10 protein-coding genes are annotated in these 14,787 nt (G+C 73.1%); 3 read left to right on the top strand and 7 right to left on the bottom strand.

All coding sequences use genetic code 11. The annotated features are described in order from the left end of the window. Positions 1 to 16 precede the first annotated feature (16 nt). Positions 17 to 2,581, top strand: coding sequence for an aminopeptidase N (pepN, locus tag ACRAKF_RS14340; protein WP_447037468.1), 2,565 nt, complete (start codon positions 17 to 19; stop codon positions 2,579 to 2,581). Positions 2,582 to 2,639: 58 nt separating this feature from the next. Here the strand turns inward: pepN and ACRAKF_RS14345 are convergent, their stop codons facing one another. The 6 genes from ACRAKF_RS14345 to ACRAKF_RS14370 all read right to left on the bottom strand — a co-directional run bounded on the left by ACRAKF_RS14345 (position 2,640) and on the right by ACRAKF_RS14370 (position 9,128). Further along, complete coding sequence (locus ACRAKF_RS14345; protein WP_447037469.1) at positions 2,640 to 3,593, bottom strand: LysR family transcriptional regulator; 954 nt, start codon at positions 3,591 to 3,593, stop codon at positions 2,640 to 2,642. A gap of 49 nt (positions 3,594 to 3,642) precedes the next feature. Continuing rightward, positions 3,643 to 4,563 (bottom strand): DMT family transporter, encoded by a 921-nt coding sequence (locus tag ACRAKF_RS14350; RefSeq protein ID WP_447037470.1) that lies wholly within the window; start codon positions 4,561 to 4,563, stop codon positions 3,643 to 3,645. Positions 4,564 to 4,701: 138 nt separating this feature from the next. Beyond that, positions 4,702 to 6,210, bottom strand: a complete 1,509-nt coding sequence (locus ACRAKF_RS14355; RefSeq protein ID WP_447037471.1) for an FAD-dependent monooxygenase — start codon at positions 6,208 to 6,210, stop codon at positions 4,702 to 4,704. A 217-nt stretch (positions 6,211 to 6,427) separates the two neighbouring features. Further along, complete coding sequence (locus ACRAKF_RS14360) at positions 6,428 to 6,661, bottom strand: hypothetical protein (protein WP_447037472.1); 234 nt, start codon at positions 6,659 to 6,661, stop codon at positions 6,428 to 6,430. 20 nt (positions 6,662 to 6,681) lie between these two features. Further along, positions 6,682 to 8,808 carry a 4-alpha-glucanotransferase gene (malQ, locus tag ACRAKF_RS14365; protein ID WP_447037473.1) on the bottom strand — a complete coding sequence of 709 codons (2,127 nt, stop codon included), beginning with the start codon at positions 8,806 to 8,808 and terminating at the stop codon, positions 6,682 to 6,684. Then, complete coding sequence (locus tag ACRAKF_RS14370) at positions 8,808 to 9,128, bottom strand: hypothetical protein (RefSeq protein ID WP_447037475.1); 321 nt, start codon at positions 9,126 to 9,128, stop codon at positions 8,808 to 8,810. The genes malQ and ACRAKF_RS14370 overlap by 1 nt, the downstream gene beginning before the upstream one ends. Positions 9,129 to 9,506: 378 nt before the next feature. Between ACRAKF_RS14370 and ACRAKF_RS14375 the strand changes: the two genes are divergently transcribed. Further along, positions 9,507 to 12,569 (top strand): beta-N-acetylglucosaminidase domain-containing protein, encoded by a 3,063-nt coding sequence (locus ACRAKF_RS14375; RefSeq protein WP_447037476.1) that lies wholly within the window; start codon positions 9,507 to 9,509, stop codon positions 12,567 to 12,569. A 92-nt stretch (positions 12,570 to 12,661) separates the two neighbouring features. On the opposite strand, the gene ACRAKF_RS14380 is transcribed toward ACRAKF_RS14375, so the two are convergent. Beyond that, the gene (locus tag ACRAKF_RS14380) at positions 12,662 to 13,198 is read right to left on the bottom strand and encodes an HNH endonuclease (protein ID WP_150184145.1); all 537 of its coding nucleotides are present in this window, start codon (positions 13,196 to 13,198) and stop codon (positions 12,662 to 12,664) included. A gap of 325 nt (positions 13,199 to 13,523) precedes the next feature. Between ACRAKF_RS14380 and ACRAKF_RS14385 the strand changes: the two genes are divergently transcribed. Beyond that, positions 13,524 to 14,603, top strand: coding sequence for a mechanosensitive ion channel family protein (locus tag ACRAKF_RS14385; RefSeq protein WP_447037478.1), 1,080 nt, complete (start codon positions 13,524 to 13,526; stop codon positions 14,601 to 14,603). The last annotated feature ends 184 nt before the right edge of the window (positions 14,604 to 14,787 follow it).

A 14,787-nucleotide genomic window follows, 5' to 3' on the forward strand; every position in this document is an offset into this window, starting at 1 on the left:
CCGAGGAGATGACCGCGTGCCCGGCACCAATCTGACCCGCGAAGAGGCGCAGCAGCGGGCGAAGCTGCTGACCGTCGACTCGTACGAGATCGACCTCGATCTGTCCGGAGCGCAGGAGGGGGGCACCTACCGGTCGGCGACCACGGTGCGCTTCGACTCCGCGGAGGCGGGCGCGGAGACCTTCATCGACCTGGTGGCCCCCGCGGTCCACGAGGTCGTCCTGAACGGTCACGCCCTCGATGTGGCCGCGGTGTTCCGCGACTCGCGCATCACGCTGCGGCACCTCAAGGCGGGCGCCAACGAGCTGCGGGTCGTCGCCGACTGCGACTACACCAACACCGGCGAGGGCCTGCACCGCTTCGTCGACCCGGTCGACCAGCAGGCGTACCTCTACACGCAGTTCGAGGTGCCCGACGCCCGCCGCGTCTTCGCCTCCTTCGAGCAGCCGGACCTGAAGGCCACCTTCCGGTTCACCGTGAAGGCGCCCACGGGCTGGACGGTGATCTCGAACTCGCCGACGCCCGAGCCCAAGGACGACGTCTGGCACTTCGAGCCGACGCCGCGCATCTCCTCGTACATCACCGCCCTGATCGTCGGCCCGTACCACTCGGTGCACTCCTCGTACGAGGGTCCGAACGGCCAGTCGGTGCCGCTCGGCATCTACTGCCGCCCCTCGCTGGCGGAGTTCCTCGACTCGGACGCGATCTTCGAGGTGACACGGCAGGGCTTCGACTGGTTCCAGGAGAAGTTCGACTACGCCTACCCCTTCGCCAAGTACGACCAGCTCTTCGTGCCGGAGTTCAACGCGGGGGCGATGGAGAACGCGGGCGCGGTCACCATCCGCGACCAGTACGTGTTCCGCTCGAAGGTGACGGACGCGGCGTACGAGACGCGCGCGGAGACCATCCTGCACGAGCTGGCCCACATGTGGTTCGGCGACCTCGTGACGATGGAGTGGTGGAACGACCTCTGGCTGAACGAGTCGTTCGCCACGTACACGTCCATCGCCTGCCAGGCGTACGCGGAGGGCTCGCGCTGGCCGCACTCCTGGACGACGTTCGCCAACTCCATGAAGACGTGGGCGTACCGTCAGGACCAGCTTCCGTCCACGCACCCGATCATGGCGGACATCCGCGACCTGGACGACGTGCTCGTCAACTTCGACGGCATCACGTACGCCAAGGGCGCGTCGGTGCTCAAGCAGCTCGTCGCCTATGTCGGGACGGACGAGTTCTTCCGGGGCGTGCAGGCCTACTTCAAGGCGCACGCGTTCGGCAACACGCGCCTGTCCGACCTGCTCGGTGCCCTGGAGGAGACCAGCGGGCGCGACCTGAAGACCTGGTCGAAGAAGTGGCTGGAGACCGCCGGCATCAACGTGCTGCGCCCCGTCGTGGACGTCGACACCTCCGGTGTCATCACGTCCTTCGCGGTCAAGCAGGAGGCCCCCGCGCTGCCCGCGGGCGCCAAGGGTGAGCCGACGCTGCGGCCGCACCGGATCGCGATCGGCCTCTACGACCTGGACGAGGCGTCCGGCAAGCTGCTGCGCACGGACCGCGTGGAGCTGGACGTGGACGGCGAGCTGACGGCCGTGGACGCGCTCGTCGGCAAGCGCCGTCCGGCGGTGATCCTGCTGAACGACGACGACCTCTCGTACGCGAAGGTCCGCCTGGACGCCGAGTCCCTGGCGTTCGTCACGGACCACATCGGCGACTTCGAGGCTTCGCTGCCGCGGGCGCTGTGCTGGGCATCGGCGTGGGACATGACGCGGGACGCGGAGCTGCCGACGCGGGACTACCTCTCGCTGGTCCTCTCCGGCATCGGCAAGGAGTCCGACATCGGCGTCGTCCAGTCGCTGCACCGGCAGGTGAAGCTGGCGCTCGACCTGTACGCGGCGCCCGCGAACCGCACGGCCGCGCTGACCCGCTGGACCGAGGAGACCCTCTCCCACCTGCGCTCCGCGCAGCCCGGCAGCGACCATCAGCTCGCGTGGGCGCGGGCCTTCGCGGCGACGGCGCGTACGGACGCGGAGCTCTCGCTGCTTGAGGGGCTCCTCTCCGGCACGGAGTCCATCGAGGGCCTGGCCGTCGACACGGAGCTGCGCTGGGCGTTCGTGAACCGCCTCGCGGCGACGGGGCGTCTCGACGAGGCGGGGATCGCGGCGGAGCTGGAGCGGGACAAGACCGCCGCGGGCGAGCGTCACGCGGCGTCCGCCCGGGCCGCGCGGCCCACGGCGGAGGCCAAGGCCGCGGCCTGGGCCTCGGTCGTCGACTCCGACACGCTGCCGAACGCGATCCAGGAGGCGGTGATCGGCGGCTTCGTCCAGACGGACCAGCGGGAGCTGCTCGCGCCGTACACGGAGAAGTACTTCGCCGCGGTCAAGGGCGCGTGGGACTCGCGCTCCCACGAGATGGCGCAGCAGATCGCCATCGGGCTCTACCCCTCGCTCCAGGTCTCCCGGGCGACGCTGGACGCCACGGACGCGTGGCTCGCCGCGGAGAACCCCTCCGCGGCCCTGCGCCGCCTGATCACGGAGTCCCGAGCGGGCATCGAGCGCGCCCTGCGGGCCCAGTCGGCGGACTAGCCGGCCCCTCCGGCCGGGCGGGGAGCGGTTTCCCCGCCCGGCGCTGTCGGGGTGTCCGTTACTCCGGGTTTCCGGTAGCCCCGGGAGCGGCCGTCCGCTCCGGAGGAGCCGGTGCACGGCCCGCCTCGCGGAGCTCCGCCAGGACCCGGGCCACGGCCGCTCCCCCGGCGGCGCCCTTGCGCACCGCGGCGATCACATGCCGCCGGGGCCGGTCCGCGGCGAGGTCCCGCATCACGACCCCGTCCCTGCGGACCGCCGCCATCCGCGGCACCAGGGCCACGCCCATCCCCGCCTCCACCATCGCGAGGATCGCCGTCCAGCCGGAGGCGGAATGCGCCTGCTCGGGGCTGAACCCCGCCCCCTCGCAGGCCGCCCGCGTGATCTCGGACCACGGCCCGCTGCCCCCGAAGATCCACGGCTCCCCCGCCAGATCGGCGAGGCGCAGCCCCTCGGCCGCCGCCAGCGGATGGCCCGCGGGCAGCGCCACGTCCAGCGGGTCGGCGACCAGCGACTCCCGCGTGAAGCGCGTGTCGGCGTCGGGCGAGGCGGGCGCCTGCACCGCGAGGGACAGCGCCACGTCGACCTCCCCCGCCGCGAGGAGCTCGTACGCCTCCGCCGCCTCGACCTCCCGTACCCGTACCGAAATGCCCGGCGCCGCCGACCGCAGCGCCCGCACCGCGGGCACGACGAGCGCGGGCACGGCGGTGGAGAAGGCCCCGACGCGCACCTGACCCGCCTCGCCGTGCGCATACGCGGCCAACTCCGCGTCCGCCCGCTCCAGTTGCGCGAAGACCGCCTCGGCGTGCCGCAGCACGAGGTGCGCGGCGTCGGTGAGCCTGACCCGGCGTCCATGGGCTTCGAGGAGCGGCACGCCGAGCTGCTTGGCGAGGTTGGACAACTGCTGGGAGACCGCGGACGGCGTCATCTGCAGCGCCCCGGCCGTCGCCGTGACGGTGCCCCGCTCGCTCAACGTCCGCAGGATCTGCAGTTTCTTGATGTCCCACTCGCTCATGGGGCCAACGTACCGACTGTCCACAGGGGTCGATCCCATCGGCCGTGCCCTACGTGGCGCGGGCCGAGCCGAGCACGACCCCGCCGAGGATCAGGCCCATGCAGAGCACCTGTAGCCACCCCATCGCCTCGCCGAGCAGCGCGAAGGAGAGCAGGGCGACGCAGACGGGCTGGAGGTAGTAGACAACACCGGCGCGGGCGGCGCCGATGACCGAGATGGCCTTGTTCCAGGCGAAGAAGGCCACCGCCGAGGAGACCACGCCCACGTACAGGAGCGGGGAGACGGTGGCGACGGTCGGCTCGAAGCCGCCCTGGACGGCGTAGCTGACCACGAACACCGGAAGGAGCATCAGCGCGCCGAGCACGAACGTCGAGAACAGGAAGGGCAGTCCGCCGATCTCCGCGGGCCTGCGCTTGAGGAGCACGCTGTAGGAGCCGAAGGAGAGCGCCCCCGCGATGATCCACAGGTCGCCGACCGCGAAGTCCATGGCGAGGGAGCCCTTGCTGACCAGGAGCAGGACGCCGGCGCAGGCGACGGTCATGCCGGTCACGCGGCGCGCCCCGAGCCGGGTGCCGCCGACGCGTTCGTGGACGGCCATCAGGACGGGCGAGGCGGCCATGATCATGCCCATGTTGCCCGCGGTGGTGGTCGTCCCTGCCTGGTTCACCAGGGTGTTGTAGACGGTGACGCCCAGCAGGGAGGCGAGCAGCAGGAAGCGCAGGTGTCCGCGGAGCAGCCGCCGTTGCCGCCAGGTCTCCCGTACCGCGAAGGGCGCCACGGCCGCGATGGCGATGACCCAGCGCCAGAACGCGTGCTGGACGGGCGGCACGCTGTCGTGCAGCGCCCGCGAGGTGACGAAGCTGCCCGACCAGACGACCGTGGCCAGGGCCGCGAGCGCGAGGCCGACGCCCACGCCGACGGGCCGGGCCGGGGTGGTGCGGTGTGGGGGCGTCCGGTCCAGGACTGTCACTGGGTATCCCTTGCCTGTCTTCCCCGCCGCGCCGCGGCGGGGACATCGAGTGCGTTGCGGGACTACCGTGACAGCGAGCCACCCATCAGGTCCATCGAAACTTTACGCCTGTTCTGTTAAGCAGAAACGAATACTTCGTCACTCGTCGACCGACCCCTGACCCCCGGCATCCGCCCCGCACCCCCACTCCCTCAGTGCCGCCTCCACGTCCCCCGCGTCCGCCTCCTCCGCGGCCCACGCCACGTAACCGTCGGGCCGGACGAGGAGCGTCGTGCGGCGGGCGCTCGCCCAGTGCGCGGCCACCGCCCGGCCCGCCCCGAACGTCACGCCCCGCGGCGCGACGAGCACGAACTCGCCCGCGCGCAGGGCTTCGTGGAGCCGCCCGTCCCCCAGCGCGATGTCCGGCGCCCGGCGGCCGACCAGGCGGTGGGCGCCCCTCGGGGCGCGGTAGGAGATGCCGATGCCGGTGATCTGCCCCGTCATCCTGACGCGCGCGGGGCCCACCCGGCCGACGAGGGTGGCGAGCCCGGCACGCGCCGCCCGGGTCCACGGCCGCTTGGCCATGGCGAGCCGGACGAGGCCACCGCTGCTGCGCAGGACCGCCTTGCCGACCGGGTGCCGCTCGGCCTGGTAGGTGTCGAGCAGCCCGTCCGGCGCCCGGCCGGTGACGGCGGCGATCAGCTTCCAGCTCAGGTTCGCGGCGTCCTGGAGACCGGTGTTCATGCCCTGGCCGCCGGCCGGGGAGTGGACGTGCGCTGCGTCCCCGGCGAGGAAGACCCGGCCCACGCGGTACGCGGGCGCCTGCCGCTCGTCGCTGTGGAAGCGGGACATCCAGCGGGCGTCGTGCATCCCGAAGTCGCGCCCGAGCGCCTGCCGGACGATGTCCTTGACCTCGTCGAGGTCGAGCGGATCGCTGTCGGGGACGTTCCGCGAGCGGTCCCAGCCGATGACGCGGTGGTAGCCGTCGGCGAAGGGGGCGATGAAGGCGAACGCGTCGCCGACCGTGTCGACGGTCAGCCGGGTCGGCGGCCGCTCGGCGAGCTTGACGTCGGCGAGGACCAGCGAGCGGATGACGGACCTGCCGGGGAAGGGCAGCCCGACGGCCTTGCGCACGCCGCTGCGCATCCCGTCGGCGCCGACGACGTAGGCGGCGGTGAGGGTGCGGGAGCCGCCCTCGGCGTCGCGCACGTCGAGCCGTACGCCGTCCGCGCCCTGGGTGAGCCCGACGACCTCGGCCTCGTACACGAAGCGCGCCCCGGCCTTCACCGCACGCCGCTCCAGGGCCCGCTCGACCTCGTACTGCGGCAGCACCAGGACGTGCCGGAAGCGGGAGGGCAGGCCGGTGAGGTCGAGGGTGAGGCGGTCGAAGAGGCGCAGCTTGTCCAGCGGCTCCCCCGCGGCCTCCAGCTCGTCGGCGAGGCCGCGGGCGTCGAGCTGCTCCAAAGTGCGGGCGTGCACGACCAGCGCGCGGGAGAGGTTGCTGATGCCGTGCGGCCGCTTCTCGACGAGGGTGACGTCGACGCCCGCGGCGGCCAGATCACCGGCGAGCAGCAGGCCGGTGGGGCCGGCGCCCACGACGACGACGGTGCGGTCGGTGTCCCGCGCGTGCCCGGCGGTGGTGCTCTTGCCCTCAGTCGTGCCGTTCATGACTGCCTCCTGATGCCAACGCTGGTTGGTCAACGCCTGTGGGCAATGTAGGACGGCGGGCCCGCGCCGGAATCCTCGCGGCGGCCCGGGAACAGAACGCGCCGAGGGCGCCCCTCGCCGATGGCGTACGCGGGAAGGCGTACGTACGTCGGTGAGGGGCGCCCTCGGCGCGAAAGTCGTGACGGCGCGGGACGGGGCCCGCGGCGGCGCGTCAGCCCTACTTGTGCTGCTTGCGGGTCTTGTCGCCGACCATCACGAGGCCCGCGATGACCAGGAACAGCACGATGGGGGCCGCGACATAGAGACCGAGCGTGTCGATGACGCTCAGGCCGGGGCCCGGGTCGTCGCCGTCGTCCCGCATGTTCGCGAGCGCGGGGGACGACATGAGCAGCATCATCAGCGTCGTGCCGGAAGCCAGGGCGCCGGCGCGCAGAGCGTTCTTCTTGTCCACGGTGCAAACGTAGCGAACTCCTAAACGGGGTGCGCGCCCGGGGGTGCCGTACGGGTCTTCGCGCCGTCCCGCGCGGCTTCGCGGAACACCGCGAGGAGCGCGTGCAGCCGCGGGGACGCCGCGAGGTCCTCCAGGGTGACGGGGCGTCCGGTGGCGTCGGCGATCGGCAGCCGCCAGTTGGGATACTCGTCCCAGGTGCCCGGCAGATTCTGCGGGCGGCGGTCGCCGACGGCGTCCGGCAGCCAGATGCCGACCATGCGGGCCGGGGTGGCGAGCAGGAAGCGGTGCACGGCGCGGATCTCGTCCTCCTCGCAGCCCACGCCGCCCGGCAGCATGCCGAGCCGGGAGAGCAGCCCGAGCCACTCACGGACGTCGGCGGCGGCCTCCCCCTGCTCCTCGGCGAGGGGGCGGGTCAGCAGTCCGAGATCGTGGCGCAGTTGGACGTGCTCGCCGGTGAGGCGGGCGGCGGTCGGGGGCAGATCGTGCGTGGTGGCGGTGGCGACGCAGTCGGCGCGCCACCGCTCGGCGGGCAGCGGGCGGCCCGTGCCCTGCCAGTCCCGCTCGAACCAGAGCACGGAGGTGCCGAGGACGCCGTGCTCCCGCAGGGTCTCCCGGACGCCGGGCTCGACGGTCCCGAGGTCCTCGCCGATGACGAGGGCGTCCGCGCGGCCGGCCTCCAGGGCGAGCACCGCGAGCATCGCCTCGGCGTCGTAGTGCACGTAGGTCCCCATGGTGGGGTCGTGGCCCTCGGGGACCCACCAGAGCCGGAACAGGCCCATGACGTGGTCGATCCGCAGGGCGCCCGCGTGGCGCAGGAGACCGCGGAGCAGGGCGCGGTACGGGGCGTACCCCGACTCGGCGAGGCGGTCGGGGCGCCAGGGCGGCAGGCCCCAGTCCTGGCCGCGCGCGTTGAACGCGTCCGGCGGCGCGCCGACCGACATGCGCCGGGCGAAGTGCCGCTGCTGGGCCCAGGCGTCGGCGCCGCCGGGGTGCACGCCGACCGCCAGGTCGTGCACCAGGCCGATGTCCATGCCCGCCTCGCGGGCGGTGCGCTGGGCGGTGGCCAGTTGGGTGTCGGTGAGCCAGGCGAGGCGGCAGTGGAAGTCGACGCGGCCGAGGAGCTCGCGCCGCGCGCGGGTGGTCGCGGCCGACGCGGGGTCGCGGAGCGCGGCGGGCCAGGAGTGCCAGTCGGAGCCGTACATCTCCGCGAGGGCGTACCACGTGGCGTGGTCTTCGAGGGCCGGGCCCTGCTCGGCGAGGAAGGCGCTGTAGGCGGCGCAGCGGCCGGGGCCCACGGGGACTTCGGCGAGCAGTTCGAGCGCTTCGCGCTTGAGGGCCCAGACCGCGTCACGGTCGATCAGCTCGCCCCGCTCGATAACCCCCTCGCGCAGCCCGTCGGCGAGGCGGCACAGCTCCTCGGCCCGCTCCCGGGCGGCGCCCCGCAGCTCCGCGAACTCCGGGACGGCCTGGACGCGCAGATGCACGGGGTCGGGGAAGCGGCGGGAGGAGGGGCGGTACGGAGAGGGGTCGCCGCCCGGCCCTTCGGGCGGGCTCGGCACGGCCGCGTGCAGCGGATTGACCTGGAGGAAACCGACGTCCAGGGCGTGGCCCGACCAGGCGGCGAGCTCGGCCAGGTCGCCGAGGTCGCCCATGCCCCAGGAGCGGTGCGACAACAGGGAGTAGAGCTGGACCAGGAGGCCGTGCGCGCGGCGCTCCGGGGTCTTGATCCGGCGGGGGGCGGCGATGAGGTGCGCCCTGGCCTCGCGCCCGTCGGGACCGCGTACGTGAAGCGTGTGCACGCCCGGCGGCAGCGGTGGGCCCGCGTCGGAGCCGGCCACCCACTCGTGCGTCCCGCCCTCCTCCGCCTCGACCCGCACGCGCGTGCCCCTCGGCAGCTCCGCGAGGCAGGGGGCGTCGGACGGCGCGCCGTCCGTCCAGACCACCACGGTCGGCGGGAGCAGACGCCCGGACAGCTCCGCCTCGCGCGCGGCGAGGGCGGCGGAGACCGCGTCGGGGCTGCTCGCGTCCACACCCAGCGCGGCGAGTGCCGCGATCACCGCGGTGTCGGCGGCCGGGACCGTGCGGCCCGGGGACGGGGAGTAGGAGGTGGCCACGCCGTACGAAGCGGCCAGCCGGGGTAGGGCCATCAGACCCCCATGTAGTCCAGGCCCGAGGCCATGCCGGTGGAGGTGGGCTCGCTGGTCAGGGGGGCGGCGTCGGCGAGGGGCGGCTCGCTGGTGAGCGGCGCGGCGTCGGCGAGCGGGGGCTCGCTGGTCAGGGGCGGCTCGAAGCAGCCGCAGGAGCAGGATCCGTCCAGGCCCGAGTCGGGTCCGGAGAGCTGCGCCGAGTCCGGTCCTGTCACCCGGGCCCAGTCGGGTCCCGACGACTGCCGGGGCACCTGTCCGGAGACCGGCCCGGGCACCTGTTTGGAGAGGGCGTCGAGCAGAAGATTGGCTGAAGCGGCCACGTGGGAGCTCCTTGTCAGGGGGCAGGTCACGGCAGCCCTACCCAATACGCGGGGCCGCAGACGTATACGTTGTATCAACGTGACGCTGGTCACGTCAGGTTCCCGGCGCGGGAGTTGTTCTTCCCGTGGCCCGGCTCACCCCGGAAGATCAAGCGGGGACGGCACCTCCGCCGGGAAATCGTCCACCGCCCGAGGAACGGAGCCAGAGCCTCGGGCGGCCCCGCTCGCCCTGGCTCCCCGGCTCGCGTTCGCGCGGGTTCAGCGAAGAATCACCCCTCGCACACCTCCTCCCGTTGACACCCCAGCCGCCTCAGTGGTGGGCTCACTGCCACATGTGACGTCAGGGGCCACTGGGTCCAAGGGAAACAGGGAGCGACCGTGCAGTTGCGGCGCAGGCAGAGTGCGGCCGCCATCGCGATCGCCGTCATCGCGGGCGCCCTCGGCGGCGCCCCGGGCGCACTCGCGGCCCCGGGGGTGCCCGGCACCCCCGCCACCTCCCCCGACGCCTCCCCCGGGAGCGACGGCGGCGACCGCGTGGCGGAGCCGAAGCTGCCGCCCGTCTGGCCGCGCCCCCAGACGATGGACCCCGCCGGGAACGCCGTCACCGTGGGGGACGAGGTGGTCCTCGTGACCGCCGCCGCCGACGGCGCCCGAAGCGAGCGCGCGGGCTCCGACCCGTACGCCCTGAAGGCGCTGCGCGCCCTGCTGAGCGACGCCGGCGTCCAGCGCGTCACCGAGGTCCGCGACGGCGACCCGCTGCCCGCGGGCAGCACCCTCGTCGTGCGGGCCGGCGGCTCGGGCGCCGACCGGGCCCTGCGCTCCCTCGGCGTCCGCGACCGGGCCGACCTCCCGCCGGGCGGCTACCGCCTGGCCGTCGGCCGCTTCGAGGGCCGGGACACCGTCGCCTTCGACGGAACCGGCGACGACGGCCTCTTCCACGGCGTGCAGACCTTGCGGCAGTTGACCGCGGCGAAGACCCGCACGATCCCGGGCGTGCGGATCAGGGACTGGCCCGGCACCGCCGTGCGCGGCATGACCGAGGGCTTCTACGGCACCCCGTGGACCCGCGCCCAGCGCCTCGCCCAGCTCGACTTCCTGGGCCGCACGAAGCAGAACCGCTACCTCTACGCCCCCGGCGACGACCTGTACCGCCAGGCCCGCTGGCGCGAGCCCTACCCGGCCGGGCAGCGCGCCGACTTCCGCGCCCTCGCCGAGCGGGCGAAGGCCAACCACGTCACGCTCGCCTGGGCCGTCGCGCCCGGCCAGGCCATGTGCATGTCCTCGGACCGGGACGTCAAGGACCTCACCCGCAAGATGGACGCGATGTGGGCGCTCGGGGTACGCGCCTTCCAGCTCCAGTTCCAGGACGTCAGCTACAGCGAGTGGCACTGCGAGCGGGACGCCGAGACGTTCGGCAGGGGCCCGAAGGCCGCCGCGAAGGCGCAGGCCCGGGTGGCCAACGCCGTCGCCGCGCACCTCGCCGAGCGCCACCCGGACGCGGAGCCGCTCTCCTTGATGCCGACCGAGTACTTCCAGCGGGGTACGACGGAGTACCGCGCGGCCCTCTCGGACGACCTCGACCGCCGCGTCCAGGTGGCGTGGACGGGCGTGGGAGTGGTCCCCAGGACCATCACCGGGCGCGAACTCGCGGGCGCCAGGGAGGCCTTCGGCCCGCACGCCCTGGTCACGATGGACAACTACCCCGTCAACGACTTCGCGCAGGACCGAATCTTCCTCGGCCCCTACACCGGCCGTGAGCCCGCCGTCGCCACCGGTTCGGCCGCCCTCCTCGGCAACGCCATGGAGCAGCCGTCGGCCTCCCGCATCCCGCTCTTCACCGCCGCCGACTACGCCTGGAACCCCCGCGCCTACCGCCCCCACGAGTCCTGGCTCGCCGCCATCGACGACCTCGCGGGCGGCGACCCCGAGGTGCGGGGCGCGCTGCGGGCCCTCGCGGGCAATGACGCCTCGTCCGTGCTCGGCGCCGACGAATCCGCGTATCTGCGCCCTCTCATGCGGGACCTGTGGCAGGCCCGTACGACGACGGACCGGGCCGGGGCCGAGGAGTCGGCCAAGGCCCTGCGTGCGGCGTTCGGCGTCATGCGTGAGGCGCCGCGACGGCTCGCCGACACCGCCCTCGACGACGAGGTCCGGCCCTGGATCGAGAAGCTCGGCACCTACGGCGAGGCCGGTGAGACCGCCGTCGACATGCTGCGGGCCCAGTCCGCCGGTGACGGGGCCGCCGCCTGGCGTGCCGCGCGCAAGCTGACGGAGCTGCGCAAGGAGCTGAAGGACGGCCGGGTGACCGTCGGCGAAGGCGTGCTCGACCCGTTCCTGACGCGGGCCGAGAAGGCGTACGCGAGCTGGGCGGGCACCGACAGCGAGCGGGCCTCGGACCGCCCGACGGCACGGTTCGGCGGTACGCACACGCTGGCCGCGGTGACGGCGCTGACCGACCCCGGCACCGAGGGCAGCGTCGAGGCGCATGTGCCGGGCGAGGGCTGGCGGCGGATCGGCACGCTCTCGAAGAGCGGCTTCACCGAGATCGACCTCTCGAAGGAACGTACGGGGGCACGTACGGGGGCACGTGCGGAGGGCCGTGCGGAGGGCCGTGCGAAGGAGCGTGGCGAGGACGGGCCCGTCGGCGCCGCGAGCAAGGGCCTGCGCGCCGACGCCGTGCGCACCACTCTCACCGACGGCACGGTCCGCCACCTCGTCCCCTGGTACGCCGACGCCCCCGAGGCCCGCCTCTCGCTGGCCCGCACCGAGGCGGACGCGGAGATCGGCGGCGGTCCCCGGCGCGTCACGGCGAGGCTGCTCGCCCAGCGCCCCGCGGACATGAGGGGCAGACTCACCGCCGAGGCCCCGAAGGGCATCCAGGTGCGGCTGCCCGAGGAGTCCACGCTGCCGCGCGGCACACAGGTCGAGGTGCCGGTCGACATCACCGTCAAGGCGGGCACGCGCGCGGGGACGTACGACATCCCGCTGACCTTCGGCGACGAGACCCGCACCGTCTCGGTGCGCGCCTACCCGCGTACGGCGGGCCCGGACGTGGCACGCGGCACGCGGGCGACGTCGTCGGGCGACGAGACGAAGGACTTCCCCGCGACGGCCGCCAACGACGGCGACCCGAAGACCCGCTGGTCCTCACCGGTGGAGGACGGCGCGTGGTGGCAGACGGAGCTGGCGGAGCCGGTCAGGCTCGGCCAGGTCGTCCTGCGCTGGCAGGACGCCTACGCCGCCGGCTACCGCGTCCAGACGTCCACCGACGGCAAGACCTGGCGCACGGCGGCGACCGTGAGGGACGGCAGGGGCGGTCGCGAGGCGATCCGCATGGACGCGCGTGACACGCGTTACATCCGCGTCCAGGGCGACGAGCGCGCCACGCGGTACGGCTACTCGCTCTGGTCCGTGGAGGCGTACGCGGTGGCGGAGGACTAGCGGGGACGCCTCTACGAGCGCGTGCGCGCGCGTACGCGCGCGCGTGGAGGCGTCCCCACATACGTCTTCACAACAATGGCCCGGATCGTTTGCTAGGCAGAAATGCCATCGATCCGAGCCATCGCGTCGTCCGCGCCGAACGGCTGCAAATACGGCAGCCAGCGCGGATCCCTATGCCCGGTCCCGATGATGCGCCACGCGAGGCCCGAGGGCGGCGCGGGCTTGTGCCGCAGCCGCCAGCCGAGCTCCATGAGGTGCCGGTCGGCCTTGACGTGGTTGCATCGGCGGCAGGAAGCCACCACGTTGTCCCAGGCGTGCTGGCCGCCTCGGCTCTTGGGGATGACGTGGTCGACGCTGGTTGCGACGCCACCGCAGTACATGCACCGACCGCCGTCGCGGGCGAACAGCGCCCGCCTCGTCAGCGGAACGGGGCCGCGGTAGGGAACCCGTACGAACCGCTTGAGGCGGACCACGCTGGGTGCGGGGACGGTGCGGGTGGCACTGTGCATGAAGGCGCCGGATTCCTCGAGGCAGAGAGCCTTGTTCTCCAGGACGAGGACGAGCGCACGGCGGAGCGGTACGACGCCGAGAGGCTCGTACGACGCGTTGAGGACCAGGACATGCGGCACGGATGCCTCCTTGTACGCCGGCGGCGCGTGGCTCGCGCCGAGACGATCTGCTGCCAGTCTCCCCTCATGCCTGGTCGAAGCGCCACCATGTGCCGGTAACGGGCTTGAAGTGTTTTCGACCACAGGTCGTCCGGCGATGATGCGTCACTTCCTTCTTTCCCAGGTGAGCACCGTCTCTCCCGCCCTCCTCCTTCGAACATCACAACGATCCACACACGATGCCCCGTTAGTGTGGTGGGTCTGCCCGGTTCCCCCCTGCTCATCGTTGATCCCTGCGGATCGCTCTTCGTTCGCCGGGCAGGCCGCTATTCCTGGAGGTACTGCCGTGCTCTTGTCCGTCATTCCGGCAGCCGGAGCGAACCCGGACGACACGTCATCGCCGAAGCCACCCACCTTCGAGGACGCTCAGGACAGCGCCACGAACGCGGCGAGCTGGGTGGAGCAGAACTGGTCCGCGTGGCTCGGCATCGGCCTGCGCATCGTGCTCATCGTGGCGATAGCGATCACTCTGCGCATCCTGGTCCGCCGGGCCATCACCAAGCTGATCGACCGCATGAACCGCACGGCGCAGGCCGTGGACGGCACGGCGCTCGGCGGTCTCCTGGTCAACGTCGAGCGGCGCCGTCAGCGCTCGCAGGCCATCGGTTCCGTGCTGCGCTCGGTTGCGTCGTTCCTGATCCTCGGCACCGCCGCCCTGATGGTGCTCGGCACCTTCGAGATCAACCTTGCCCCGCTGCTCGCCTCGGCGGGTGTGGCGGGCGTCGCGATCGGCTTCGGCGCGCGGAACCTCGTCACGGACTTCCTCTCCGGCGTCTTCATGATCCTGGAGGACCAGTACGGCGTCGGGGACTCGATCGACGCGGGTGTCGCCTCCGGCGAGGTGATCGAGGTCGGCCTGCGCGTCACGAAGCTGCGCGGCGACAACGGCGAGATCTGGTACGTCCGCAACGGCGAGGTCAAGCGCATCGGCAACCTCTCCCAGGGCTGGTCCACGGCCGGCGTCGACGTGACGGTCCGCCCGGACGAGGACCTGGACAAGGTCAGGGCCACGCTGGCCGAGGTCGGCGAGGCCATGGCGAAGGACGAGCCGTGGAACGAGCGCCTGTGGGGTCCGGTGGAGATCCTCGGCCTGGACAGCGTGCTGCTCGACTCGATGGTGGTCCGCGTCTCGGCCCGGACGATGCCGGGCCAGTCGCTGAGCGTCGAGCGGGAGCTGCGGTGGCGCATCAAGCGCGCCTTCGACGAGGCGGGCATCCGTATCGTGGGCGGCCTGCCGGTCGCGGTGGCCGAGAACGCCGCCGACCCCTCGGCAGGCGTGGCGGCCCCCTCGGCCTACGCCTCGGCCACGTCCCCGCAGTCGCTGGCCACCGCGCCGATTACGCCGCCGCCGAACTTGGCGAAGTAGTCCGTCCTCGTACGGCTGGCGCCACGGGCGGCGCACCTTCTCGGTGACGGCACGGTCCCACGTTCGCTCCTGGCAACTCTCATGGCAACTCTCACTGGTACCAGGCCTGTTCCAGACGTCCGAGTACGCCGGTTCGCTCGCTGTGAGCGAAGGCGTGGGCGCGTGTGAGAAACGGCCCTACGCC

The organism is Streptomyces sp. DSM 118878, assembly GCF_052936595.1.